The organism is Kribbella soli, from assembly GCF_004331345.1.
GTDB classification, from domain to species: domain Bacteria; phylum Actinomycetota; class Actinomycetes; order Propionibacteriales; family Kribbellaceae; genus Kribbella; species Kribbella soli.
Window position 1 is genome coordinate 855,126 of the sequence record NZ_SJJZ01000003.1, and the last position, 25,312, is coordinate 880,437.

Annotated in this window: 23 protein-coding genes; 11 read left to right on the forward strand and 12 right to left on the reverse strand. The window is 68.7% G+C overall.

The window, feature by feature from the left end; translation table 11 throughout:
* The first annotated feature begins 25 nt into the window (after positions 1 to 25).
* On the forward strand, positions 26 to 841 hold the full coding sequence (locus E0H45_RS26915) for an ATP-binding cassette domain-containing protein (protein WP_131342393.1): 816 nt from the start codon (positions 26 to 28) through the stop codon (positions 839 to 841).
* On the forward strand, positions 838 to 2,142 hold the full coding sequence (locus E0H45_RS26920) for a sugar ABC transporter permease (RefSeq protein WP_131342395.1): 1,305 nt from the start codon (positions 838 to 840) through the stop codon (positions 2,140 to 2,142). The genes E0H45_RS26915 and E0H45_RS26920 overlap by 4 nt, the downstream gene beginning before the upstream one ends.
* A gap of 76 nt (positions 2,143 to 2,218) precedes the next feature.
* On the opposite strand, the gene E0H45_RS26925 is transcribed toward E0H45_RS26920, so the two are convergent.
* From E0H45_RS26925 to gcvT, 6 genes are all read right to left on the reverse strand, one after another.
* Positions 2,219 to 3,238, reverse strand: a complete 1,020-nt coding sequence (locus tag E0H45_RS26925) for an ABC transporter ATP-binding protein (protein ID WP_131342397.1) — start codon at positions 3,236 to 3,238, stop codon at positions 2,219 to 2,221.
* An 18-nt stretch (positions 3,239 to 3,256) separates the two neighbouring features.
* Positions 3,257 to 4,384, reverse strand: coding sequence for an ABC transporter ATP-binding protein (locus E0H45_RS26930; protein WP_238155307.1), 1,128 nt, complete (start codon positions 4,382 to 4,384; stop codon positions 3,257 to 3,259).
* A gap of 62 nt (positions 4,385 to 4,446) precedes the next feature.
* Entirely contained in the window at positions 4,447 to 5,439 is a 993-nt protein-coding gene (locus E0H45_RS26935) for an ABC transporter permease (protein ID WP_131342401.1), read from the reverse strand.
* Between the two features lie 97 nt (positions 5,440 to 5,536).
* Positions 5,537 to 7,294, reverse strand: coding sequence for an ABC transporter substrate-binding protein (locus E0H45_RS26940; protein ID WP_131342404.1), 1,758 nt, complete (start codon positions 7,292 to 7,294; stop codon positions 5,537 to 5,539).
* Between the two features lie 41 nt (positions 7,295 to 7,335).
* Complete coding sequence (locus tag E0H45_RS26945) at positions 7,336 to 8,343, reverse strand: ABC transporter permease (RefSeq protein ID WP_131342405.1); 1,008 nt, start codon at positions 8,341 to 8,343, stop codon at positions 7,336 to 7,338.
* 351 nt (positions 8,344 to 8,694) lie between these two features.
* Positions 8,695 to 9,795, reverse strand: a complete 1,101-nt coding sequence (gcvT, locus tag E0H45_RS26950) for a glycine cleavage system aminomethyltransferase GcvT (RefSeq protein ID WP_131342406.1) — start codon at positions 9,793 to 9,795, stop codon at positions 8,695 to 8,697.
* A gap of 97 nt (positions 9,796 to 9,892) precedes the next feature.
* Between gcvT and E0H45_RS26955 the strand changes: the two genes are divergently transcribed.
* Positions 9,893 to 11,398, forward strand: a complete 1,506-nt coding sequence (locus E0H45_RS26955) for a leucyl aminopeptidase (RefSeq protein ID WP_131342407.1) — start codon at positions 9,893 to 9,895, stop codon at positions 11,396 to 11,398.
* Here the strand turns inward: E0H45_RS26955 and E0H45_RS26960 are convergent.
* Together E0H45_RS26960 and E0H45_RS26965 are read right to left on the reverse strand one after the other, a co-directional pair.
* Positions 11,387 to 11,716: a cupin domain-containing protein gene (locus E0H45_RS26960; protein ID WP_131342409.1), complete on the reverse strand. Its 330-nt coding sequence runs from the start codon at positions 11,714 to 11,716 to the stop codon at positions 11,387 to 11,389. The genes E0H45_RS26955 and E0H45_RS26960 overlap by 12 nt on opposite strands.
* A gap of 1 nt (position 11,717) precedes the next feature.
* Entirely contained in the window at positions 11,718 to 12,389 is a 672-nt protein-coding gene (locus E0H45_RS26965; RefSeq protein ID WP_131342411.1) for a DUF2848 domain-containing protein, read from the reverse strand.
* 89 nt (positions 12,390 to 12,478) lie between these two features.
* Here E0H45_RS26965 and E0H45_RS26970 point away from each other — a divergent pair, with 89 nt between their 5' ends.
* Positions 12,479 to 13,792, forward strand: coding sequence for an MFS transporter (locus tag E0H45_RS26970; RefSeq protein WP_131342413.1), 1,314 nt, complete (start codon positions 12,479 to 12,481; stop codon positions 13,790 to 13,792).
* Here E0H45_RS26970 and E0H45_RS26975 read toward each other — a convergent pair.
* On the reverse strand, positions 13,779 to 14,417 hold the full coding sequence (locus E0H45_RS26975) for a GntR family transcriptional regulator (RefSeq protein ID WP_131342415.1): 639 nt from the start codon (positions 14,415 to 14,417) through the stop codon (positions 13,779 to 13,781). The two genes, E0H45_RS26970 and E0H45_RS26975, sit on opposite strands and share 14 nt — an antisense overlap.
* Before the next feature lie 29 nt (positions 14,418 to 14,446).
* Here E0H45_RS26975 and E0H45_RS26980 point away from each other — a divergent pair, with 29 nt between their 5' ends.
* Positions 14,447 to 15,217 carry a carbon-nitrogen hydrolase family protein gene (locus E0H45_RS26980; RefSeq protein ID WP_131342417.1) on the forward strand — a complete coding sequence of 257 codons (771 nt, stop codon included), beginning with the start codon at positions 14,447 to 14,449 and terminating at the stop codon, positions 15,215 to 15,217.
* Between the two features lie 3 nt (positions 15,218 to 15,220).
* Here the strand turns inward: E0H45_RS26980 and E0H45_RS26985 are convergent, their stop codons facing one another.
* Positions 15,221 to 15,538: a hypothetical protein gene (locus E0H45_RS26985; RefSeq protein ID WP_131342419.1), complete on the reverse strand. Its 318-nt coding sequence runs from the start codon at positions 15,536 to 15,538 to the stop codon at positions 15,221 to 15,223.
* Between the two features lie 199 nt (positions 15,539 to 15,737).
* Here E0H45_RS26985 and lpdA point away from each other — a divergent pair, with 199 nt between their 5' ends.
* From lpdA to E0H45_RS27000, 3 genes are all read left to right on the forward strand, one after another.
* Positions 15,738 to 17,129 carry a dihydrolipoyl dehydrogenase gene (gene lpdA, locus E0H45_RS26990; RefSeq protein WP_131342421.1) on the forward strand — a complete coding sequence of 464 codons (1,392 nt, stop codon included), beginning with the start codon at positions 15,738 to 15,740 and terminating at the stop codon, positions 17,127 to 17,129.
* Positions 17,130 to 17,257: 128 nt separating this feature from the next.
* The gene (sucB, locus tag E0H45_RS26995; protein WP_131342423.1) at positions 17,258 to 19,132 is read left to right on the forward strand and encodes a 2-oxoglutarate dehydrogenase, E2 component, dihydrolipoamide succinyltransferase; all 1,875 of its coding nucleotides are present in this window, start codon (positions 17,258 to 17,260) and stop codon (positions 19,130 to 19,132) included.
* Between the two features lie 98 nt (positions 19,133 to 19,230).
* The gene (locus tag E0H45_RS27000) at positions 19,231 to 20,118 is read left to right on the forward strand and encodes a TIGR01777 family oxidoreductase (RefSeq protein WP_131342425.1); all 888 of its coding nucleotides are present in this window, start codon (positions 19,231 to 19,233) and stop codon (positions 20,116 to 20,118) included.
* Between the two features lie 42 nt (positions 20,119 to 20,160).
* On the opposite strand, the gene E0H45_RS27005 is transcribed toward E0H45_RS27000, so the two are convergent.
* Positions 20,161 to 21,003: an SDR family oxidoreductase gene (locus E0H45_RS27005; protein WP_131342427.1), complete on the reverse strand. Its 843-nt coding sequence runs from the start codon at positions 21,001 to 21,003 to the stop codon at positions 20,161 to 20,163.
* 148 nt (positions 21,004 to 21,151) lie between these two features.
* On the opposite strand from E0H45_RS27005, the gene E0H45_RS27010 reads away from it, so the two are divergent.
* The 3 genes from E0H45_RS27010 to E0H45_RS27020 are packed head-to-tail and all read left to right on the forward strand — an operon-like array spanning position 21,152 to position 23,365.
* Entirely contained in the window at positions 21,152 to 22,087 is a 936-nt protein-coding gene (locus E0H45_RS27010; RefSeq protein WP_131342429.1) for a helix-turn-helix domain-containing protein, read from the forward strand.
* Positions 22,084 to 22,752, forward strand: coding sequence for a class I SAM-dependent methyltransferase (locus E0H45_RS27015; protein WP_131342431.1), 669 nt, complete (start codon positions 22,084 to 22,086; stop codon positions 22,750 to 22,752). Before E0H45_RS27010 ends, E0H45_RS27015 begins: the two co-directional genes overlap by 4 nt.
* 43 nt (positions 22,753 to 22,795) lie before the next feature.
* Positions 22,796 to 23,365, forward strand: coding sequence for a hypothetical protein (locus tag E0H45_RS27020; RefSeq protein ID WP_131342433.1), 570 nt, complete (start codon positions 22,796 to 22,798; stop codon positions 23,363 to 23,365).
* A 20-nt stretch (positions 23,366 to 23,385) separates the two neighbouring features.
* On the opposite strand, the gene E0H45_RS27025 is transcribed toward E0H45_RS27020, so the two are convergent.
* On the reverse strand, positions 23,386 to 25,221 hold the full coding sequence (locus E0H45_RS27025; protein WP_131342435.1) for a protein kinase domain-containing protein: 1,836 nt from the start codon (positions 25,219 to 25,221) through the stop codon (positions 23,386 to 23,388).
* Positions 25,222 to 25,312 lie beyond the last annotated feature (91 nt).

Sequence of the window (25,312 nt, forward strand, 5' to 3'; positions counted from 1 at the left end):
CGTCAAGCCGCAGGAGGCTGATCGAGTGACAGTTACCCCGACTCCCCTCGACGTCGGTGCCGGTACGGTGCTGACGTTGCAGGGGATTTCCAAGCGTTTCGGGGCCGTGCAGGCTCTGAAGAACATCGAGCTGGACGTCCGCGCCGGTGAGGTGCTGGCGCTGGTCGGCGACAACGGGGCCGGCAAGTCCACGCTGGTCAAGACGATCGCCGGCGTCTACACCGCCGACGACGGGTCGATGGTGTTCGACGGCCGGCCGGTCCGGGTCGGCAGCCCGGCCGAGGCGCAGCAGCTCGGTATCGCCACCGTGTTCCAGGACCTGGCGCTGTGCGACAACCTGGACGTTGTCGCCAACCTGTACCTCGGCCGTGAACTGCGCAGGAACGGCACGCTCGACGAGGTCGAGATGGAACGCCAGTCCTGGGAGCTGCTCCGCCAGCTGTCCGCGAAGATCCCGTCGGTCCGGATCCCGGTCGCCAGCCTGTCCGGCGGCCAGCGGCAGACCGTCGCGATCGCGCGCAGCCTGCTCGGCCGGCCCAAGGTCGTGATGCTGGACGAACCGACCGCGGCCCTCGGCGTAGCTCAGACCGCCGAGGTCCTCAACCTGGTCGAGCGGCTCCGCGAACGCGGCCTCGCCGTGATCCTGATCAGCCACAACATGGCCGACGTGATGGCGGTCGCGGACCGGGTCGCCGTACTGCGTCTCGGCCGCAACAACGGCGTCTTCGTGGTCAGCGAGACCAGGACGCAGGACATCATCGCCGCGATCACCGGCGCCACCGACAACGCGGTCTCCGAACGCGCAGCGCGCCGGAGCCGGGAAGAGGGACCGGCCTCATGAGTCTCCAAGGATCGGGGACCCGCCCCCAGGACATCTCGGGTACGACGGCGACACCCGAGGAGAACGGTGCCGCCCAGCTGCCGGCCGATCTGCAGGACGAGCGGCTGATCGCCCGGCAAGGGATCAGCGGCGCAGTCGGCGCCTTCACCTCCCGGCTGCGGTCCGGTGACCTGGGTTCGGTCCCGGTGGTCGTCGGCCTGGTCATCATCTGGGCGGTGTTCCAGGTCGCGAACAGCTCGTTCCTGTCCAGCCGCAACCTGGTGAACCTCACACTGCAGACCACGTCCGTCGGGGTCATTGCCCTCGGCATCGTTCTGGTCCTGCTGCTCGGCGAGATCGACCTCTCCGTCGGTTCGGTCAGCGGCGTGGCGGCCGCGGTCGTCGGCGTCACGTTCGTCAACGAAGGCTGGCCGATCGTCCTGTCGCTCGTCGCCGCCATCGCGCTCGGTGTGTTGATCGGCCTGTTCTACGGCCTGCTCTACACGCGCTTCGGCGTACCGAGCTTCGTCATCACGCTCGCCGGTCTGCTCGGGTTCCTCGGTCTGCAGCTGCTGGTGCTGGGCAAGGAGGGCACGATCAACCTGCCGTACGACTCCGCGCTGGTCGGATTCGCGACGCGGAGCTTCCTCTCCCCCGCGATGGCCTACGCGTTGGTCGCCCTGGTCGTCGTTGCCTACGCGCTGAGCCGCTGGCAGGGCCGGACTGCCCGCGCCGCGGCCGGTCTGTCCGCGGCGCCGACCTCGGTCATCGCGATCAAGGCCGCCGGTCTCGCGATCATGCTGCTGATCCCGGTCGTGGTCCTCAACGGCGACCGCGGCGTCTCGTCGATGTTCCTGCTTTTCCTCGCGCTGGTCGTGGTCACAGACCTCGCCGTACGACGGACGCGCTGGGGCCGCTCGGTCTTCGCCGTCGGTGGGAACGTCGAGGCCGCGCGCCGGGCCGGTATCAACGTGCGGATGATCTACCTGACGGTGTTCGCCGCGTGCACCACCTTCGCCGCGGTGGGCGGCATCCTCGCAGCGGCCCGGCTGGTAGCGGTCAGCCAGGCCAGCGGCGGCACGGACGTGAACCTGAACGCGATCGCGTCCGCTGTCATCGGCGGCACCAGCTTGTTCGGCGGCCGCGGTTCGGCGTACTCCGCACTGCTCGGCGCGCTGGTGATCACCTCGATCTCCAACGGGCTCGCCCTGCTCAGCCTGGACTCGAACGTCCGCTACATCGTCACCGCCGTCGTCCTGCTCATCGCGGTCACGATCGACTCGCTCAGCCGGCGCAGCCGCCAGGCCCACGGCCGCGCCTGACCCTCCACGCAGAGAAACACAAGAAAGCCCCCGTCGCCGTTGACGGGGGCTTTCTCGGCTCTGGGCGGTTTCGGCTCTAGGCGGTTTCGGCGATCAGGTCGACCTTCGGCTCCGCGAAGTGGCAGGCGGCCGTGTGGCCCTGCGTCGACTGCGGCTTGATCTCCAACAGCGGCTCCTGGGTGGCGCAGATGTCCTCCGCCTTCCAGCAGCGGGTCCGGAACCGGCAGCCGCTCGGCGGGTCGATCGGCGAGGGTACGTCGCCGACCAGCCGGATCCGCTCCTTCGGCGGGACGCCCCGGATCGTGCCCAGGTCCGGCGCGGCCGACAGCAGCGCCTGCGTGTACGGGTGCTGCGGCGCGTTGTAGATCTGGTCCCGGCTGCCCTGTTCGACGATCTTGCCGAGGTACATCACCGCGACCTCGTCACAGAAGTGCCGGACGACGCCGAGGTCGTGCGCGATGAACACGAACGCGATCCCGAGGTCCTTGCGCAGGTCCTCGAGCAGGTTCATCACCTGGGCCTGGATCGACACGTCGAGCGCAGACACCGGCTCGTCGGCGATGATCACCTCGGGCTCCACCGCGAGCGCCCGGGCGATGCCGATGCGCTGCCGCTGACCGCCCGAGAACTCGTTCGGGTAGCGGTTGTGGTGCTCCGGGTTCAGGCCGACGCGCTCCAGCAACTCCTGGACCCGCGCGAGCTCCTGGCCCTTCTTGACCAGGTTGTGCACGCGCAGCGGCGTACTGATGATGTTGCTGACCGTCTGCCGCGGGTTCAGCGAGCTGTACGGGTCCTGGAAGACGATCTGCAGCTGGCGGCGGAACGGGCGCAGTTCCCGCTCCTTCAGCTGCGCGATGTCCGTGCCCTTGAACACGATCTCGCCGGCCGTCGGGGTCAGCAGCCGGGTGATCATCCGGCCGGTGGTCGACTTACCGCAGCCGGACTCGCCGACCAGGCCGAGGCTGGCGCCGGCCTTCAGTTCGAAGGAGACGCCGTCGACGGCCTGCACGACCTTCTTGGTCCGGCCGAGGCCTGCCGCTTCCTTGATCGGGAAGTGCATCTTCAGGTCGCGGACCTGCAACAAAGTTTCGCTCATGATTCCTCAGTCCCCTCGTCAGCCCAGTCTCGGCGCGATCTCGGTCTCGTAGATCGAGGCCTTGTCGTGCAGGTGACAACGGGAAGTGTGCGCACCGGCGCCGTCCACCGGCAGCAGGTCCGGAAGTTGGGTGGTGCAGAGCTCGCCCTTGACGCGGTCGACGTACGGGCAGCGGGCGGAGAACGAGCAGCCCTGCGGCAGGTTCAGCAGGCTCGGCGGCAGGCCCTTGATCGGACGCAGCCGCTCGTTCGCCGCGGAGACGGTCGGGATCGACTCGAGCAGACCCCACGTGTAGGGCATCCGCGGGTTCGCCAGGACGTCCTCGGCGGTGCCGTACTCGACGCAGCGCCCGGCGTACATCACCAGGACGTCGTCGGCCATCTCGGCGACCACCCCGAGGTCGTGGGTGATCAGCACGATCGCGGAGCCGAACTCCTTCTGCAGGTTGTTCAGCAGGTCCAGGATCTGCGCCTGCACAGTGACGTCCAGCGCGGTGGTCGGCTCGTCGGCGATCACCAGCTTCGGGTCGTTGATCAGGCTCATCGCGATCATCGCGCGCTGCCGCATACCGCCGGAGAACTCGTGCGGGTACTGCGAGAACCGGCGCGCCGGGTTCGGGATGCCGACCAGGTCGAGCATCTCCAGCGACCGCTTCTTCGCCACGTCCTTGGAGACCTTGTGGTGCACCCGGTACGCCTCGACCAGCTGGTTGCCGATCGTGTACAGCGGGTGCAGCGAGGACTGCGGGTCCTGGAAGACCATCGACATCGCGTCGCCGCGGATCTTCATCAGCTCGTTCTCGGGCAGGCCGACGAGTTCGTCGCCGCCGAGCCGGATCGAGCCGGTGATCCGGGTCCGCTTGCGGTCGTGCAGGCCCATCACAGCCATGCTCGACACCGACTTGCCGGAGCCGGACTCGCCGACGATGGCCAGCGTGCGGCCGAGCGGGACCGAGTAGCTCAGCCCGTTCACCGCGCTCACCAGGCCGTCGGCGGTGGGGAACTTCACGGCCAGGTCCTCGACCACCAGGTACGGCGTCTCGCCGCTCGGGTTGATCGAACCCTGCCGGCGCTCGCGGGTGGCGACCGACGGACCACGCTGGGCGTCCGCGGTGGCGTCCGCCGGAGTGGCTGCACTCTCGGCCATGCTGTCCTTCCGGTCTTCGGGGACGCGGTCTTGAGGGGCGCGGTCTTCAGGGGCGGGTGTGCTCACGACAGCCTCACTCGCGGGTCGATCAGGCTGTAGCCGATGTCCACCAGGAAGTTCATCGCGACGATGATCACCGAGGCGACCAGCACGGTGCCCATGATCACGGGCAGGTCGTAGTTGTTCAGACTGTCCAGCACCAGCTGCCCGAGCCCGGGGAGGTCGAAGATCCGCTCGGTGAAGATCGCGCCGCCGAGGCTGCCGGCGATGTCCAGACCGAAGATCGTCACGACCGGGATCAACCCGGAGCGGAGCGCGTGCTTGTAGGTGACCACCCGGTCGGACAGGCCCTTGGCCCGTGCGGTCCGGATGTAGTCCTCGCTCAGCGTCTCGACCATGGAGCCGCGCGAGTACCGCGCGTACGACGTGCAGTTGTAGACACCGAGCACCAGCCAGGGGGTCAGCAGGCCGGCGATGAACTTGCCGAAGTTCTCCGAGGGTGGTGTCCACTCACCCCGCGGCAGGATCGGATAGACGATGGTCAGGTACAGCGCGACCATCAGCGCCACGATGTAGTAGGGCACCGAACTGACCACCAGCGTGCTGGTCATCAGCGCCCGGTCGCCGAGGCTCCCGCGTCTCTTCGCCGCCATCGATCCGACGAACACACCGATCGTCAGGACCAGGACGGCATACCCGAGCACCAGCGACAGCGTCACCGGGAACCTGGATCCGATCAGCTCCGTGACCGGCCGGTCGTTCTTGAACGAGAAGCCGAGGCACGGGGCCGCGCAGTGCTGCGTGACGCCGGAGGTGGTGAAGTCACGGCCGACGAAGATGCCGATCGTGTAGTCGGCGAACTGCTCGACCTTCGGCCGGTCCAGGTGCAGGTTCTTCGTGATCTCCTCATAGCGCTGCTGCGTGCAGTTGCGCTCACCGCAGATGGCCGCGGCCGGATCGGTCGGCGCGATGAAGAACAGCGCGAACGTCGCGATCAACGTCGCCAGCACCACACTGAGCGCGCTGACCAAACGGCGCGCCACGAAATAGAGCACGGGATTGTCTCCTCACCGATCGGCGTGGTGCCCGGACTTGTGGTCCGGGCACCACGCCACCCTCAGTGGATCAGTACTGCTTCAGAACGGACGTCGGTCAGGGCTGCTTCAGGAACATCGAGGTGAACTCGAACACACCCTGGGTCGGGTCGTTCACCGCACCGCCGATGTTCTTGCCGACCGGCATGTTGCTCGAGCTGTAGTAGAGCGGCAGGACCGGGAGGTACTTCTCCATGATCTCCTTGTCGATCTTCGGCCACTCCTTCAGCTGCTCGTCCGGAGTCTTGGCCTGGATCGCCTCGATCTTCTTGTCCAGCTCCGGGTCCTTCAGCTGACCGACGCTGTTACCGGCCTCGACCGCAGCGGTCGTGAACAGCACCGGGAACCAGCTGGTGGCGCTCGGCCAGTCGGAGCACCAGCCGGCCGGGGTCCGGCCGATGTTCACCGGGGCGTCCGGCGCACCGGTGAACTTGCGGATGTTCGCCTTCGGCACACCGATCGCCTTGACCTTGAAGCCGGCCTTCTCGAAGGCCTGCTTGCGCAGCTGGTTGGCCTGGGTCGAGATCTTGTCGTCGATCGAGTAGTACCAGCTGAGCTCGAAGTTCGACTTGCCCGCCTTGGCCAGCTCGTCCTTGACCTCCTTGGCGACCGCGGCGTCCTCGGCGCCGTCACCGGTGCCGTTCAGGCCCGGCAGCTCGTACTTCTCGTAGCCCGGGACGGCCGGCGGCAGGATCGTCGACGCGGGCGGGTCGGTGGTCGGGTTCAGACCGGCGACCTTGCGCCACGAGTTGTACGGGTACGCCTTGGCGATCAGCTTACGAACGTCCAGCGGGATCTTCTGGGTGTCCATCGTGTACATGTTCGTGCACGGCGACTGGCCCGTGATCAGCTGCGACTGGTCCTTGACCTCGGGCAGCAGCGTGGTGTCCAGGTTCGAGTAGTTCACCGCGTTCGCGTCCGGGCCGGAGCTGACCAGCACCTGGCGCTGGGCCTTGATGGTGTCCTGACCGAACTTGAAGTCGAAGGCGTCCGCGTACTGGTGCCGCACCGGGTCGGTGTTCGGGTCCCAGCTCGGGTTCTTCACCAGCTTGAGCTCGCTACCCGGGTTGTAGGACTGGACCATGTACGGGCCGGTCGACATCGGGTGCTGCTCGTAGTTCTTCTGGGTGTCCTTCGCCTTCGGCATCGGCGCGAAGAGCGGGAACGCCGCGTAGAACGGCATGTCGTCGAACTTCTTCGCCAGCTTGATGACCAGGGTGTGGTCGTCCGGCGTCTCGACGCCCTTGTAGACGTCGCCGCCCTGGACGTACGGACCCTTGTAGGTCTTGCCGTCCAGGAAGTAGTCCATCTGGTACGTCGGGCCGTTCTCGTACAGCGTGTGCGCGAAGGACCGCTTGATCGCGTACGCGTAGTCCTCGGCCTTGACCGGCGTACCGTCCTGGTACTTGATGCCCTGCTTGAGCTTGAAGGTCCAGGTCAGGCCGTCGTCGGACTTGGTGCCGAGGTCCTCGGCCAGGTCCGGTACCAGCACCGGCTTCTTGTCCGGGCCGTCGAGGCGGAACTGGGTCAGCGCGCGGAAGTACAGCTTCTCGATCGCGTTACCGTCCACGTAGTACGTGTCGGTCGGGTCGAAGCCGGAAGGCGTCACGTCGGACAGGACGGTGATCGTCCCGCCCTTCTTCGCACCCTCTACGTCAGGGGCCGGGCCTTTCGCAGTGGGGTCCGTCGCCTTGACCTGCGCGCCTCCCACCGCGTCGGTGCCGCCCTTGCTGCCGCTGTTCGAGGACGGGCTGCCACAAGCCACGGCGGTCAGCATGACCGTCGCCGCGACCGCGGTTATCCGTTTCCACTGCATGGTCGGGTTTCTCCTTTTCTGCCGCTGGGGCAATCGCCGTACTACCGGCGAGTCTTGGGGTCGAAGGCGTCGCGGATCGCGTCTCCGAGCAGGGCCAGCGCGAGCACCAGAGCGGTGATCCCGATGACCGGCAGCCACAGGTAGAGCGGGTCGGCCTTGTACCAGTTGGTGGCGACGGCGATCGTCTGGCCCCATGAGGGCTTCGGTTCGACCAGTCCGACACCGAGGAACGAGAGCCCGGCCTCCGCGGTGACGTACGCGGGTACTGCCAGCGAGGCCGAGATCACGATCGGGGCGACCAGGTTGGGCAGCAGTTCCTTGAACAGGACCTGGTAGGTCGGCACACCGATCGCCTTGGCGGCGAGCACGAACTCACGCTCGCGCAGCGAGAGCACCTCGCCGCGGATGATGCGGGCCAGGCCCGCCCAGCCGAAGAACGCGAGGACGAAGATCAGCACGTAGAACCGGATGTTCGCCTGGTCTTCCGGCGTCAGGTTGAACGAGCCGCCGCGCAGCGACTCGACGATCGGAACCAGTGCGATCGCGAAGAGCAGGAACGGCAGGCTGAGCACGAAGTCGATCAGCCAGGAGATGACCCGGTCGACCCAGCCGCCGAGGAAGCCGGCCAGCAGGCCCATCACGACGCCGATCGCGGTGCCGACCACGGTCGCCAGGAACGCGATGATCAGCGACGGGCGGGCGCCGTACACCCAGCGGGCGAAGTTGTCCCGGCCGGTCTTCGGCTCGATGCCGAACCAGTGGTCCGGAGTGATGCCGATCGTCGGGTAGCCGAACTCGTCGATCTGCTGGGTGTTGAAGGTGCTGATGTCCTGACCCTCGAGCTTGGCCAGCAGCGGCGCCAGGATCGCGACCAGGACGAAGAACAGCACGATCGACGCGCAGATCACCGCGACCTTGTCCTTGCGGAGCCGGTCGAAGGCGATCCGGCTCGGCGACTTGCCGTGCGGAGTGGCGGCCGTACGGACCGGCTCCGCCGAGGCCGGGTGTTCTTCGACCCCTACGGTCGAGTCGGGCGACCCAATACTCATTCGCACTCCGTCAGTTCAGTCGACCGGATTTCGGTCCGCGGATCCGGCACTTATCGGTGGATAGCGTGCCGACCTTTGCTCTCTTGCGGGCTGGCGTCAAATCCCCTTGACAGGGGGTTCCGCCGTAGCCGCGCGCTAGCCTGCCCGACACTGTGACACCAAACCAGCAGTGCCCGGCAGCAGTGCACAAATCGTTACCGGAACCGGTACTCCAACGGAACATTTGCCCCATTTCGTCACCGTTCGCAGTCAATCCTGCGCAAAACGCGTCGGCACAGCACCGACAGTGGCCAATTTGTGCCAGGTTATGACGGAGGGTAACGGTTCTCGACGTACGGTCGCGGAACGCGGTCAGCGCACGTGAACGGTCACGAAGGGCGGTTTGACGACGTCGAAGGTTTCCTCGCGGCCCCGGATGTCGACGGTTACCTGATCGCCTTCTTTCACCGAAGCGTCCAGCAAGGCCAACGCAATACCTTTCTTCAGCGTCGGCGAGAACGTTCCGGAGGTAACTTCACCGAGCGCCGTACCGGATTGATCCAGAACGGACATGTGCGGCCGCGGAATACCCCGTCCGGCGGCGCGCAGGCCGCGCAGGATCCGGGCCGGTCCGCGTTCCTTCTCGGCGCGCAGGGCCGCGTCGCCCCAGAAGTGCTCCTTCTTCCAGCCGACGGCCCAGCCGGACCGCGCCTGGACCGGCGTGATGCCGGGAGCGATGTCCTGGCCGTGCAGCGGGTACCCCATCTCGGTCCGCAGCGTGTCCCGCGCGCCCAGTCCGGCCGGGACGATCCCGTACTGCTCGCCGGCGGTCAGCAGCGCGTCGAACACGGCCACCGCGGCGGCGTTCGGTACGACGAGCTCGAAGCCGCGCTCGCCTGTGTAGCCGGTGCGGCACACGACGACCGGCGTACCGCCGAAGTCGGCCGTGGCGAAGGACATGTAGTCGTGGCCGGTCGGCAGGCCGATCGCGGACACCACCTCGTCGCTGTTCGCACCCTGCACGGCGAGGATCGCGTAGTCGTCGTGGACGTTCGTCACCTCGACGCCGTCGGGGGCGTCTGCCTGGAGCAGCCGGACCACCTCGGCGGTGTTCGCCGCGTTCGGGATCAGGAACACGTCGTCGTCGGCGTGCAGGTAGGCGATCAGGTCGTCGACCACTCCCCCGCTCTCGTTGCAGCACAACGTGTACTGCGCCTGACCCGGCGCGATCTTGCCGAGGTCGTTGGTCAGGCACGCGTTCACGTACGCCGCGGCGCCCGGACCCTTGACGGTCGCCTTGCCGAGATGGCTGACGTCGAAGACACCCACCGACGTACGGACCGCGGTGTGCTCGGCCACGACGCCGGAATACTCCAGGGGCATCTCCCAGCCGCCGAACTCGGCGAACTTGGCGCCGAGCGCGACGTGGCGCTCGTGCAGTGGCGACTTCTTCAGATCAGGAGACTGGGTCATGGAGGGGAAACTACCCGACGCGTAGCATGCTCAGGCAGCACGCACGTACCGTGACGACCGGCCATCTGCCCGCCGGTCAAGGAGGACTGAGGATTTCGTGACCACCATCACCCTGAGCAAGTCAGATGCCGCCGGCGTCAAGAGCGACGCCGTGGTCATCGGCGTGGTCAAACTCGGCGGCGGCGTCACCCTGCCGGCCGGCACCGAGTCGCTGAACGCCGCGTACGGCGGGAAGCTGGTGGAGGTGCTGTCCGGTCTCGGCGCCACCGGCAAGGCCGGCGAGGTGACGAAGGTGCCCGGGCCGCTGCTCGGCAAGCCGGGCAAGTCCCCGACGCTGATCGCGGTCGGTCTGGGTGCGGCGCCCGACGGCGTACTGAAGACCGAGGACCTGCGGGCCGCGGCCGGCACCGGTGTGCGCGCGGCGAAGACCTCGCAGTCGGTCGCGTTCGCGCTGCCGGCCCCCGACGCCGAGTGCGTGCGCGCGGTCGCCGAGGGCGCGCTGATGGGCCGCTACACGTTCACGGCGTACAAGTCGTCGGACGGCGCGAACGACGTACCCGGCAACCTGACCGTGCTGACCGACCTGGCCCGGAACAAGGACGCCAAGGCCGCGCTCGAGCGCGCCCAGGTGACCGCTGAGGCCGTCGCACAGGTGCGGGACTGGGTGAACACCCCGCCGTCGGACCTGCACCCGGCCGAGTTCGCGGCCGACGCGGTCAAGCTCGGCAAGGAGTACGGCGTCAAGGTCGAGGTGCTCGACGAGAAGGCGCTCGCCAAGGGCGGGTACGGCGGCATCCTCGGCGTCGGCCAGGGCTCGAGCAACCCGCCGCGGCTGGTCCGGTTGACCTACACGCCGAAGAAGCCCGTCACGCACCTGGCATTCGTCGGCAAGGGCATCACGTTCGACTCCGGCGGCCTGTCGCTGAAGACGTCGACCGGCATGGTGAGCATGAAGTCCGACATGGCCGGCGCCGCCGCGGTGATCGGCGCGACGATCGCCATCGCCCGGCTCGGTCTGCCGGTCCAGGTGACGTCGTACGCCGCGATGGCCGAGAACATGCCGTCCGGTTCCGCGGCCCGGCCCTCCGACGTACTGACCATGTACGGCGGCAAGACCGTCGAGGTGCTGAACACCGACGCCGAGGGCCGCCTGGTGCTCGGCGACGCGCTGGTCCGGGCCTCCGCGGACCAGCCCGACCTGATCATCGACGTGGCCACCCTGACCGGGGCGTGTGTCGTTGCCCTGGGCACCAAGGTGGCGGGCGCGTTCGGGAACGCCGACACCGCACGCGACCGGGTCGTGGACGCGGCGATCGCGGCCGGCGAGTCGATGTGGCCGCTGCCGATCCCGACCGAGATGCTGGACAAGCTGAAGTCGCACTCCAAGGTCGCCGACCTGGCCAACATCACCGGCGAGCCCTGGGGCGGCGCGCTCGCGGCGGCCGCCTTCCTCGGCGACTTCGTTGCTGATGGCATCGACTGGGTGCACCTGGACGTGGCCGGTCCCGCCTTCAACGACGGCGGCCCCTCCGGCTACACGCCCACCGGCGGCACCGGCTACGCCGTCCGCACCCTGGTCGAGCTCGCCGCCTCAGCGAGCTGAGTAGCGGATCTCCAGCATGGCGCAGCCGGTCCCGGTGCGATAGGGACCGTGCGGCATCCCCGGCGGCCGGCACGCGTAGTCGCCGGGTCCGAACGTCTGGTCGAGGGTGAGATCGGTCAGCTCACCCTCGAGCAGGTAGACCTCCTCGACGTACTCGTGCCGGATGACCTCGGCGCCGGACGCCGTACCGGGCGCCCAGCGCGCGAGCCTCGTCAGCGTGCCGTCGGCGTCTTCACTGAGCACCTTCTGCGTGATGCCGCCGCCGGCGTCGGTCCACGCGAGGCCGGCGGTCGCGAAGAATTCCTTCTGTTCCTTCACGTCAGTCCCAGGCCGGGGCGAGTTGCTCGATCGAGTACACGACGCGGCTGGTCAGGCCGCGCGGGTCGGTGAGCTCCACCCGCCACGCGTCGGCGAACTGGTCGACGCCCGGGATCATCGGAATCGTGCCGCTGAGCAGCACGGTGCCCGGGACCAGGCGGTCGCCGAGCTCCTTCAGCCAGTACGACGGCGGCAGCAACTGAGCGAGCGTGCCGTCCTGGATCAGCTGCTCGGTGTCGCCGTGCCGGACCCACGCCTTCAAGGTGAACCGGTCGAGTTCGTCCTCGATCTCCGTGAGCGGCCAGGCGACGTCACCGAGCAGGTCCGGCGCGGATTGCTTGCTCCAGGCAACACCGTGCACCTCGAGCGCCCGGTCGGTGTGATCGCACGCGGCCGTGAGCAGGACATCGTCCTCGCCGACCACCAGCGCCCACTCGGCCTCACCCGATGTCTTGGCGTGGGCGACCTGGACGACCTCCGGCCTGCCGACCAGTGACGCGGACAGTGGGTACAGCGTCGGGATACGGCGCGGAGCCGGTACGCCGAGCTCGGCCAGCTCGTCCACGTGGTGCTGGACCTGCGCGGTGTCCCGGCCGGCGTAGCCCGCGTTCAACGCGTAGCGGACAGCGATCGCCCGCTCACTCCCGTCGGGCAAGGTGAACCGCATCGTCATCAGGTTCCTCCAGAATTTCTTCAATCAGCGCTTGCGTGAACACGTCGTATACAACGAGTATGGGGCATCCCCTCAAGGAGGTCCACCCGATGTCCAGCGCCCCGCCCTCTGCGCAGCCCTCTCCCCCCGATCGCCGCGGTCTGTACAAGGCCTTCGCCGCGAGCCTGTCCGGCACGTCGCTGGAGTGGTACGACTTCGCCGTCTACAGCTCCGCCGCCGCCCTCGTCTTCGGCGACCTGTTCTTCCCCGGCAGCGACCCGCTGACCGGGACGCTGCAGGCCTTCGCGACCTACGCGGTCGGGTACGTCGCGCGCCCGCTCGGCGGCATCTTCTTCGGCCGGCTCGGGGACGTGATCGGCCGCAAGCGCGTGCTGGTCGCCACTCTGCTACTGATCGGCGTGGCCACGTTCTGCATCGGCCTGCTGCCGACGCACGCTCAAGCCGGCGCCGTCGCACCGACCCTCCTGGTCGTACTCCGCTTCGCACAGGGCGTGGGGGTAGGCGGCGAGTGGGGTGGAGCCGTTCTGCTCAGCAGTGAGTTCAGCGAGGCCGGACAACGTGGCTTCTGGGCGTCAGCCGCCCAGGTCGGGCCGCCGCTCGGGACCTTGCTGGCGAACGGCGTACTGGCTGTTCTGGCCGGAGGGTTGTCCGAGGACGCGTTCCTGAGCTGGGGATGGCGGGTCGCCTTCCTGCTGTCCGCAGTACTGGTCGCCTTCGGTCTGCTGATCCGTTCCAGGCTGGAGGAAACGCCGGTGTTCCGCGAGCTCGAGGCGCGGGGCGATCGGCCGACCGCTCCGGTCTCCGAGGTGCTACGGACCCAGACCCGGCCGCTGATTGCGGCGATCCTGGCTCGGGTGGGGCCGGACGTGCTCTATGCAATGTTCGCGGTATTCGTCCTCACGTATGCGACCAAGGAACTGGGCATGAGTCGTGGCGAGGCGGTGACCGCCGTACTGGTCGGTTCTGCGCTGCAGGTCGTGATGATTCCCTGGTCCGGTTGGCTTTCGGACCGGTACGGGCGTCGCACGGTGTACGCAATCGGTGCGGTCGGCGGTGCCGTGTGGAGCGTGGTCTTCTTCGCCATGGCGTCGTCGCTGGCGACTGTGTTGCCAGGTGTGGTGATCGGGCTGGTGTTCCACTCGCTGATGTACGGGCCGCAGGCCGCGTTCGTATCGGAGCAGTTCACCGCGCGGCTGCGGTACACCGGGAGCTCGCTGGCCTACACGTTCGCCGGGGTGATCGGTGGTGCGCTGGCGCCGCTGGCGTTCACGTACTTCCTCGCCAAGGCGGGCACGGGGTACGTGATCGCGGCGTACATCATTGTGGCGTGCTCGATCACCCTCGTCGGCCTCCGCCTCGGCCGGGCCGTGCAGGAGGAGTCCCTTGCCCTCAGCCCTGCATGAGGACCGAGCCCGTGGTGCCGAGATGGCTGAGGATCGCCTTCTCGGCCGCGGCCGGATCACCGCCGGCCAGGCCGTCGACGATGGCCTGGTGCTCGGCGAGGACGTCCTGCCGGCGGGTCGCGCTGCGCTGCAGGGCGACGACGCCGAGGAGCACGTGCTTGGACCGCAGGTTCTCGTACAGCCGGCCGAGCACGGAGTTGCCGCCGGCCGCGACCAGGAGCGCGTGGAACTGGCTGTCCAGCTCGATGAACGCCTTCGCGTCGCCCTGCGCGACGATCGCCCGCTGCTGCTCGAGGACGCTCGTCATCGCCTCGACCGGGGCAGCGTCGGCCGCAAGAGAAGTCGACGCGGCCCAGCACTCGATCACGCCGCGGGCCTGCATCAGTTCGGCGATCTCGCGGCCGGGCAGTGGCGCGACGAACGCCCCGCGGTGCGGCACGAGCTGGACCAGGTCCTCGGCGGCGAGCATCAGCAACGCCTCGCGGACCGGCGTACGCGAAATGCCGACCTCGGTGGCGACGACCTGCTCGTTGATGAACGTCCCCGACACGGCCGGGTCGCTCAGCACCGTCCCCCGCAGATACTGATAGGCACGATCCCGGCCGGAGTCCCCACTCAATTGCATACCCAATGTATACAGCTTCGGAGGTTCTGATGACAGCCCTGCACGTGGCCGCGGCCCAGATCAGCAGCGGGCCGGACCCGGTCGCCAACCTGACCACCGCGACCGACGCGGTCCGGCAGGCGGCCGCCGACGGCGCCGAGCTCATCATCCTGCCCGAAGCCACGTCGGCCTGTTTCGGGACCGACCTGCGCTCGATCGCCGAGCCGTTGGACGGACCGTTCGCCACCGGTCTGCGGAAGGTCGCGGCGGACGCCGGGGTCGTGGTGGTCGCCGGCCTGTTCGAGCCGTCCGAGGACGGACGGGTGCACAACACGCTGCTCGTCACGGGACCTGGCGTGGAAGCGTCGTACCGGAAGATCCACCTGTACGACGCGTTCGGGTCGCGCGAGTCGGACACTGTTGCACCGGGCAACGAGCTGGTGGCGTTCGGCCTGCGGGACGTGACGATCGGGCTGGCGACCTGCTACGACCTGCGGTTCGCCGAGCAGTTCACCGCGCTCGGGCGGCTCGGGGCGGAGCTGATCGTCGTACCGGCGTCGTGGGGTGCGGGGCCGGGCAAGGAAGAGCAGTGGGATCTGCTGACGCGGGCTCGCGCGGCGGACGCCCAGGCCTGGTTGCTGGCGTGCGATCAGGCCTATGTACCGCCGGTCGGCACGGATCCGCTGGGGATCGGGCGCAGCAGCCTGACCACTCCCCTGGGCCAGACCCACACCAGGCTCGGCGCCGGCGCCGAGACGTTGCACGCCGTCGTCGACACCTCGGTCGTCGCTGCGGTCCGCTCCCGGGTGCCCATCCTCTAAGGCTTAAGCGAGGCCGTTCTTCTTCATGCGGGCGTTGTACTCGCGCATCCGCGGCGGGTAGCCGACGACGGCCGCGTCGTACGACGGGATGCCGAGCTTGTTCGCGAAATCGTGCGCCCACTTGACCGACGGGACCCGGCGGCGGGTCCACTCGCCGTCGAGCGCGACCAGCACCATCGTGTACTCCGTCACCGCCGTCCGCGGCTCGACGAACCCCTCGACGCCCTGGCGGGTCTGGGCGAACTCACGCAGGTGCGCCTGGTCGGGAGTGTCCGACCGGCGCATCGTTCCGGCCTTCTGCCGGCGACCGAACCACTTCATGACGTCAAGTGTCCACTATCTGTGCAAGTCCGCGCCGAAATCCTGGATAACGGTTGCGGCCGATCCCGGCCTGCCCGCCACGACCGGCCCGGGGATGGATCCGGCCGTGATCGGTGACAAGATGACGCCGGGCCGGAACCGCGATCCGGGACCGCCCGCCCCCGACCAGACCCACAGCCTTGGACCCACGGAGGAACCTGTGACTGACAGTGGTACTGCACCTGGTACGACGTACGACCTGGTAATTCTCGGCGGCGGCAGCGGTGGCTACGCCGCCGGACTGCGCGCCGCGACGCTCGGCCTGTCCGTGGCGCTGGTGGAGAAGGACAAGGTCGGCGGAACCTGTCTGCACCGTGGGTGCATCCCGACCAAGGCGCTGCTGCACGCGGCCGAGGTCGCGGACTCGGCGCGCGAGGGTGAGCAGTTCGGGGTCCGGACGACGCTCGAGGGCGTCGACATGGGTGGTGTGAACAAGTACAAGGACGGCGTCGTCGACCGGCTGTTCAAGGGTCTGCAGGGCCAGTTGAAGGCCCGCGGCATCACGGTGATCGAGGGCGAGGGGCGGCTGACCTCGCCCACCACGGTCCAGGTCGGCGACACGACGTACACCGGCCGCAACGTCATCCTTGCCTCCGGCTCCTACTCCCGTTCCCTGCCCGGCCTGGAGCTCGACGGGCACCGGGTGATCGCGAGTGAGCACGCGCTGACGCTTGACCGGGTCCCGGAATCCGCGGTGATCCTCGGCGGCGGCGTGATCGGTGTCGAGTTCGCGTCCGCGTGGACGTCGTTCGGCACCAAGGTGACGATCGTCGAGGCGCTGCCGCGGCTGGTCCCGGCCGAGGACGCCGACTGCTCGAAGACCTTGGAGCGCGCGTTCCGGAAGCGGAAGATCGCGTTCAAGACCGGTACGCGGTTCGAGTCGGTCGCGCTGACCGACTCCGGCGTACAGGTGACCGTCGCGGGCGGCGAGGTGATCGAGGCCGAGGTACTGCTGGTGGCCGTCGGCCGGGGGCCCAACACCACGGGTCTCGGTTATGAAGAGGTCGGCGTCGCGCTCGACCGTGGGTTCGTGACCGTCGACTCGACGCTGCAGACCAGCGTGCCGGGCGTGTACGCGGTCGGCGACATCGTGCAGGGGCTGCAGCTCGCGCACCGCGGCTTCCAGCAGGGCATCTTCGTTGCCGAGCACCTCGCCGGCCTCGCTCCGACGCCGATCGACGAGGCGGGCATCCCGCGCGTGACGTACTCCGAGCCGGAGGTCGCGTCGGTCGGGCTGACCGAGGAGCAGGCCCGGGAGAAGTACGGCGACGTGGAGATCCTCAACTACAACCTCGGCGGCAACGGCAAGTCGCAGATCCTGAAGACGGCGGGCTTCGTGAAGCTGGTCCGCGCTCGTGACGGCGCGGTCGTCGGGCTGCACATGGTCGGCTCGCGTGTCGGCGAACTGATCGGCGAGGCGCAGCTGATCTACAACTGGGAGGCGTACCCGGCGGACGTGGCGCCGCTGGTGCACGCGCACCCGACCCAGAACGAAGCCCTCGGTGAGGCCCACCTCGCCCTCGCCGGGAAACCTTTGCACTTCCATGACTGACCCTGCTGGACCGTCCCAGTAAGTTGGAGCTGCAGGAGCGTGAAGGATGGCCGTGACCCGGATCCCGGCCGCTCCGGCGGCACCGTAGGCTGACACTCGACCGATCAGACGAAGGAGCAACGACCGTCATGCCGACCTCTGTATCCCTGCCGGCCCTCGGGGAGAGCGTCACCGAAGGAACCGTCACCCGCTGGCTCAAGCAGGTCGGTGACACGGTTGCCGTGGACGAACCCCTGCTGGAGGTCTCGACCGACAAGGTCGACACCGAAATCCCGAGCCCCGTTGCCGGCACCCTTCTCGAGATCAAGGCCGCCGAGGACGAGACCGTCGAGGTCGGCGCCGAACTGGCCGTGATCGGCGACGCCGGCGAGGCCGGCTCCGCTCCTGCGGCTCCGGCCGAGCCTGCGGCTGACCCCGCGCCGGCCGCTGCCCCTGCCGAGTCCGCTCCGGCTCCGGCCGCCGAGGCTCCCGCCGCCGCGCCTGCTCCGGCGCCGGCTGCTGAGGCTCCTGCCGCTGAGGCTCCTGCTGCTGAGGAGGCTGCCGCTCCTGCTCCGGCCGAGGCTGCCCCCGCTGAGGGCGCTTCCGGTACGTCGGTGACGCTGCCCGCGCTGGGTGAAAGCGTGACCGAGGGAACCGTCACCCGCTGGCTCAAGCAGGTCGGCGACGACGTGGCGGTTGACGAGCCGCTCCTCGAGGTCTCCACCGACAAGGTCGACACCGAGATCCCGAGCCCGATCGCCGGCAAGCTTCTGGAGATCAAGGTCGCCGAGGACGAGACCGTCGAGGTCGGCGCCGAACTGGCCATCGTCGGCTCCGGCGCCCCCGCCGCCGCTGCTCCGGCTCCTGCTCCTGAGGCGGCCCCGGCTGCTGCTCCTGCTCAGGCTGCCGCTCCTGCCCCGGCCGCTGCTCCCGCCCCGGCTCCGGCTGCTGCTCCTGCCCCGGCTGCTGCCCCCGCTCCGGCTCCTGCCGCTGCCCCGGCTCCGGTCGCCGCTCCGGCTGCTCAGGCTCCCGCTCCGCAGGCGGCTCCGGCCCCGGCGGCTCCGGCCGCTCCTGCGGTGTCGCCGAACGGCTCCGCCGACGGCGCGAACTACGTCACCCCGCTGGTGCGCAAGCTCGCCGCGGAGCATGAGGTCGACCTGAACGCCGTACAGGGCACCGGCGTCGGCGGCCGTATCCGCAAGCAGGACGTGATCGCCGCCGCCGAGGCGAAGAAGGCCGCCGCAGCCGCACCCGCTCCGGCAGCCCAGGCCGCGGCCCCGGCCGCAGCGGCGAAGGCCCCGGAGATCAGCCCGCTGCGCGGCACCACCGAGAAGATGAGCCGGATCCGCAAGGCGATCGCGGCCCACATGGTCAACAGCCTGAAGGTCTCGGCCCAGCTGACCACGGTCGTCGAGGTCGACGTCACCGAGATCTCGAAGCTGCGGAACAAGAAGAAGGCCGACTTCGAGGCCCGCGAGGGCGTCAAGCTGTCCTTCCTCCCGTTCTTCGCGCTCGCCGCGGTGGACGCGCTCAAGCAGTACCCGAAGCTGAACGCGTCGATCGACGAGGAGAAGGGCGAGATCACGTACCACGCCGCCGAGCACCTCGGCATCGCGGTGGACGTGGAACGCGGCCTGATGGTCCCGGTCGTGCACAACGCCGGCGACCTGAACATCGCCGGCCTGGCGAAGAAGATCGCCGACCTCGCCGACCGCACCCGCAACAACAAGGTGCTGCCGGACGAGATGGCGGGCGGCACGTTCACCATCACCAACACCGGTAGCCGGGGCGCGCTGTTCGACACCCCGATCCTGAACCAGCCGCAGGTCGGCATGCTCGGGACCGGCGCCGTGGTGAAGCGCCCGGTGGTCATCACCCACCCGGAGCTCGGCGAGACGATCGCGATCCGGCAGATGGTGTACCTGGCGCTGACCTACGACCACCGCCTGGTCGACGGCGCCGACGCGGCCCGTTACCTGACGGCCGTCAAGCAGCGCCTCGAAGAGGCCCAGTTCGACGTCTGATCCGATCGGACACCCGGCGCCGGTGCCTGTCTCCCCGGAGACGGCCACCGGCGCCGTTCTTTGATCCGGCGGTCGGCACCGACAAGGAGCAGAACGGGATGAAGTACGTACTGGCCGGCGCCTCCGGCTTCCTCGGCAAGGCCCTCGCCCGCGACTTGGTTGCCAACGGCCACCAGGTCGTCCGGCTGGTACGACGTACTCCGTCGACGCCGGACGAAGTCCGCTGGGACCCGGCCCGCGGCGATCTGGACGTGGCAGCCCTGGGCGATCCCGATGTCCTGGTCAACCTGGCCGGCGCGAACATCGGCCGCCCGTGGACACCGACGTACCGCCTGAAGATCCGGGAGAGCCGCGTCGCGACGACCGCGACCCTGGCCGCTGCGGCGACCCAGCTCGACCGCCGGCCGGTGCTGCTTACGCAGAGCGGGATCGGCGGCTACGGCACCGACCTCGGCGATCGCATCCTGACCGAGGACTCCGACCTCGGCGAGGGATTCCTGTCCGACGTCGTCCGGTTATGGGAGGGCGCGCTCGAGCCTGCCCGTGCAGCAGGCAGCCGAGTGGCCGCGCTGCGAACAGGCGTCGTACTCGGCAGCAAGGCTCCGGCGTTCCAGCTCCTGTCTCTCCCCTTCCGCATCGGTCTCGGCGGCCGCTTCGGGTCGGGAACCCAGTACTTCCCGGTCGTCTCGCTGACCGACTGGATCCGCGCCGTCCGGCACGTTGCCGAGAACGACAGCGTGAGCGGCCCGGTGAACATCTCCCTACCGACACCGGCGACCAACCTCGAGCTCACCGAAGCCCTGGCCACCGCCCTGCGCCGCCCCTGCGTCATCCCGGTGCCCGGAATCCTCATGAAGGCCGCCCTCGGCGAATTCGCCTGGGAACTCCTGGGCAGCAAACGAGCCCTCCCAACCCGTCTCCAGTCCAGCGGCTTCACCTTCCATCACCCCACCGTCACCGCCGCAATCTCCGCCGCCCTCGCCTAGCCCGGATGAGAGCGGCGGTGCCGCTCAGTTTCGACGCCGACGTCATGCGTCGTCGTGGGCGAGGTTGCTGGACAGCTCGCGGTAGGCCTCGGCCTGCGCGAGAAGGGCTGTGGCCTTCTGCTCGAAGGTGGCGATCGCGTCGGCGCCGGCCGCGAAGCGCAGCGGCGGGTCGTCCTGGTTTGCGAGCTGGACCAACGCGTTCGCGAGTTTCGCGGGGTCGCCGCCCTGCCGGCCGTTCATGCTCTGCCAGCCCTTGACGGTCAGCCTGGTTCGCTCGGCGTAGTCGTCAATGGTCGGCTCGGCGTACTTCGTCGATTCAGGACTCAGCAACTCGGTACGGAAGAAGCCGGGCTCGACGAGCATGGTGCGGATCCCGAACGGCGCGACCTCGGGGGTCAGCGACTCCATCCATCCCTCGACGCCGAACTTCGACGCGGCGTACGCCGTACAGAACTCCTGACCGGCAATTCCGGCCGTCGACGAGATGGTGACGACGAGACCCGACCGCCGGCCGCGCATGACCGGAAGCACAGCGCGGGTGACATCGACCGGACCGAACAGAGTGGTCTCGATCTGTGCCCGGAACTCCTCCGGGCTCAGCTCCTCGAAGAACCCGGCGTTGAAGTTGCCGGCGTTGTTGACCAGTACGTCGATCCGGCCGAACCGCTCGACAGCCGAGCGGACTGCGTCGTTGATACCGGCGGGATCGGTGACGTCGAGCTTGAGGACCAGCAGGTCGTCGTGGGCGGCGAGCACGGAGCGCACCCGGTCCGGATTGCGTCCGGTGGCCACGACGGCGTGACCGGCTGCCAGCGCCGCCTCAACGATGTCGGCACCCAGGCCCCGGCCTGCACCGGTGATCAGCCAAACCTTCTTGTCAGTCATGCGACTGCACATCCCTCTCGTCGATGTACCGCGATCCCGCGGCTGGTGCAGTCCACGCAACCAGCCGGCGTCTGCTGCTGGCAGACTCTGTTTGAGGGGTACTCAGAGGGACCCCCTCCTGCGCGGATCCGCTCGTAGAGTGGACGACATGACAGCCCGGAAGGACATCCGCGATGAAGGCGACATCCGGGGTGACGTGCGTGCGGAGATCCGGGAGTTCCTCAGCACCCGGCGGGACCGGATCAGCCCTGCAGAGGCAGGTCTTCCCGTGTACGGCGGCGCCCGCCGCCGGGTCGCGGGCCTGCGCCGCGAAGAGGTCGCGCTCCTCGCAGGGATCTCGACGGAGTACTACACACGACTCGAGCGCGGCAACGCCATCGGCATCTCCGACAGCGTCATCGAGGGCCTCACGCACGCGCTGAAGCTCAACGAGGCCGAGCGAACGCACCTTCTCGACCTACTCCGTGCCGCCGCCACGACTCGCGCTCCACGGCGGCGTCCCACGGCGCAACGAGTTCGGCCCACGGTCCAGCGCGTCCTGGACTCGATGAGCGGCACACCGGCGCTCGTACTGAACGGACGCCTCGACATCCTGGCCGCCAACGCCCTCGGATCGGCGCTGTTTTCACCCGTGTACGCCGTCCCGGCCAAGCCGCCCAACAACGCCAGATTCGTCTTCCTCGACCCGCAGGCGACGGACTTCTTCCGCGCCTGGGACGCGGTCGCCAACGACACCGTCGCGTTGCTCCGGGCAGAAGTCGGCAGGGATCCGTACGACCGGCAAACGTCGGACCTGATCGGTGAGTTGTCCACCCGCAGCGAGGAGTTCCGCGCACGGTGGGCCGCGCACAACGTCCGGATCCACACCACCGGCGTAAAGCTCCTCCATCACCCCGTAGTCGGCGACCTCGAACTCCCCTTCGAGTCGTTCCCACTGGCCTCCGACCCGAGCCAGAGCCTCCTCACCTACACAGCCGAGCCCGGATCCCCGTCGCAGGATGCCCTGAATCTGCTGGCCAGTTGGTCCGCCTCCGTCGAGCAGGACATGCCTTCCACTGATCCGCGGCGGGGAACTCAGCCATGACGACCGCGCGGTACGACGGGCTTGCCGAGTGGTACGACGAGCACAACGCGACCGCGGCCGACTCCAATCGTGAGCCGCTGCTGGATTTGCTGGGTCCGGGAGATGGTCTGTGCTTGGACCTCGGGTGCGGGACCGGACAGAACCTGCGGACGTTGCGCAGTACGGGACGGACCGTCGTCGGCTTGGAGTACTCCGCGGATCAGTTGAGCCTCGCCCAGCAACGCGCGATCGATGGCGAGGCGCTGGTCCAGGGGGACGCGGCAGAACTGCCGTTCGCTGATGCTGTCTTCTCTACTGTCGCCGTTCTGTGGATCTCCACTGACGTCGACGACTTCGCCGCTGTCCTGCGCGAGGCGGCCCGCGTGCTGCATCCGGGCGGGGTGCTCGTGTTCTACGGGGCCCATCCCTGCTTCAACGGCCCGCACACCGAAGCCCGTCCCGACGACGGGCGCATTGTGCATCCGACGTACCGCACGGTCGGTTGGCATCCCCCGGCGCCCTGGTGGGGCGAAGGCGGCATTCGCGAACGCCTCGGCATGCGACACGTTCCGCTCGCTGACCTCCTCAACGCATTCGCCGGCGCAGACCTCACGATCACCCGAACCGTCGAGCCACGCACCGACCCGATCCCCTGGATCCTCGGCCTACGCGCCGAGAAGCGCTAACTCGCCTCTCCTCGAAACCAGCGTTGCCTGGTTGGATTGCCGGATGCCAACTCTGTTCGTCGATCTGGAAACCACGAGCGTTCGGGAACCTTGGCTGCCGGGTGGTCGGCAGGTCTGGCAGTTGGCGGTGATTCGACGGGAGGACGACGGGCGGGAGACGGCGTACAACCGGTTCGTCCGGCTGGACGAGCTGGATCTGTCGGCCGCGACCGAGCGGGCGCTGGAGATCAGCCGCTTTCATCGCCACCCGTCGCTGAACGGATCCGAGCAGGACGTGAGCAGCGGTCGAGAGGTCGCGGAGCTGATGGTCGAGCTGACCGCCGACGAGCCGTTGTGGGTGGGGGCGGCGCCCTGGATGGATGCGACCGACGTACTGCATCTGATGCATCTCAACGGATTGGTCGCGGATGACGCGGCGGACGTGCCGTGGGACTTCCGGCTGGTGTGCGTGATCAGCCAGTTGCTGGGCCGGACGAATCTGCCACCGACTGCGGACGTTGGCGAGATGTCGGCGGTTGTCGGCGTCGATCAGTCCTCGTACGCGATTCACGATGCGTTGGCGGACACCTACTTCGTGCGGGACGTGTTCGACGCGCTCAATCGACCGAGCTGAGGGACCTCGGTTCGGTGGGGTCAGGGTTGGGTGATTGTGGTGATGCGCCAGGTGTGGGTGGGTTGACGGGCCGAGCTGCGTGAGGGGGCGGCGGTGCGTGGGATGGTTGTCAGGGTGATCAGTCTGGTGGCCGGAGGTGCGGGTGGGAGTGGGGTTTTGGCGCCGGTGTGGTCGACTGCTTGGCCGGCTGTGAGGTGGTCGGTGGTTTTGAGGGTGACCGTTGTCGCGGTGCGGCGGGTGATTGCGGTGCTTTCGATCGTGATGCGGAGTCCTTGGACGCGGACGTTTTGCTGTCGGTAGGTGGATAGGAGTGCGCGGTCGGTGCGCCAGGGGGCGCTGCCTGGGACGTAGATCCGGTCGAGGGCGTCTAGGTCGAGGGTCCAGAAGGCGTGGGCGCGTTGGGCGTCGAGCGCTTGGAGGGTCTGGATCCAGGTGGCCAGCTCTGCTGAGGACGCGGACTCGGAGCGTGGAGCCGAGGTCGTGGCGCGGGCCTGGCTTGGCGATGTCTCGGGACGCCCGGGGGTCGTTGGGTGTGCGGCGGTGGGCGACGGAGTGGGCGGGGATGCGGGGGTGCGTTGGGTTGTGGACTGAGGATCGCTGGGCTCTGGGTGGGCGGTTGCTGGGGTGTCGATGGTGCGGAGGGTCGCGATGGCGATCGCGAGCACGATGATCGCGGCCAGGGCGGCTGCGGCGAGTACGCCGTACGCGGGGTGTGGGAGTCGCGGGAGTGCGAGGGCCGCTACGAATCTGGTGCGGCGGGACTTGGTGCGGCGGTTGGAGCGGACGCGCTTCGAGCGGGCCTTCGCGGACGGTGCGGAGGGGTGCGGTCGCTTTGGTTGCGTCAGAGGTGAGGGCGGTGGGTCCGCTGGAGGCGGAGCGAGCGGCCCGCGGGAGACAGCCGGCGAATCGTCGTCGTCTGCAGATCCTCCCGACGACGCCGGAGGGTGATCGCCTGGCCCGGAGGCACTCGTCGGCGGGCTGTCGGGGCGGGGCGGAGCGCCCGGCAGCCGGGCGTCCGGATGGGGTGGAGTGCTCGGCGGTGGGCTGTCCCGGTGGGGTGGCGGGCTGGTGGGCGGCTGGGTGGGAAGTGGGTCGGCCGTCGCGGACGGCGCGGTGGGAGGAGGAGCTGGGTTGGTCGTGACGTCGTCGGCGGCGGGGCGTGGAGCGGTGGGACGAGGGGCTGGGTTGGGCGAGGGGTGGTTGGTGGTGGGGGGATGGGTTGTTGTTGGGGTGGCGAGGGGGGCTAGGTCTATGGGGGTGGCGGGGGTGTGGGTTAGGAGGCGGTTTGGGAGGGATCGGAGGGGGGTGGTGGTGATGAGCGTGGGCGGGAAGGGGGTGGGGTGTGCGCTGACGTGGTGGGTGAGGGTGGCTAGGGCTTGGTGGTCGGTGGTGGGGTTGCTGGGGCGGAGGGTGGCGTCGGTGAGGATTGGGCGGCCGTCGGCGTCGAAGAGGACGTTGTCGGGGGTGATGGAGCCGTGGGTGAGGTTCGAGGCGTGAAGGTGGGCCAGGGCCTCGGCGAGTGGGGCGAGGAGGGTGACGAGCTCGCCGCGGGACAGTGGGCCGCGGCGGGTGAGTAGGGCGGCGAGGCTTCCGGCAGCCAGGTGCTGGGTGATCAGGATCCAGCCGGTGTCGGTCTCGCGGTACTCGTGTAGTTGCGCAACGTGCGGATGCCGGAAGCGGGACAGCATGCTCAAGTCCTCGCGGAGCCGCCCCCGATCGGGAAATGCGCTGTGCGGGACGTGTTTGAGCACGGCGTTGCGGCCGGAGGCGCGGTCCCGGACCTGCCAGACGGTGCCGGCTGGTCCGGACCCGAGCTCGCGGCGCAGGCTGTAGCCGGTGAGGTCTGCGAGGTCCATGTCCAAGAGGATGCACCGATCGCGACCTCGCCCGTCGAAGTTATCCACAGCCCAGGGCGCCGGCCACGATCGGCCGCCGCCTACACTCGAA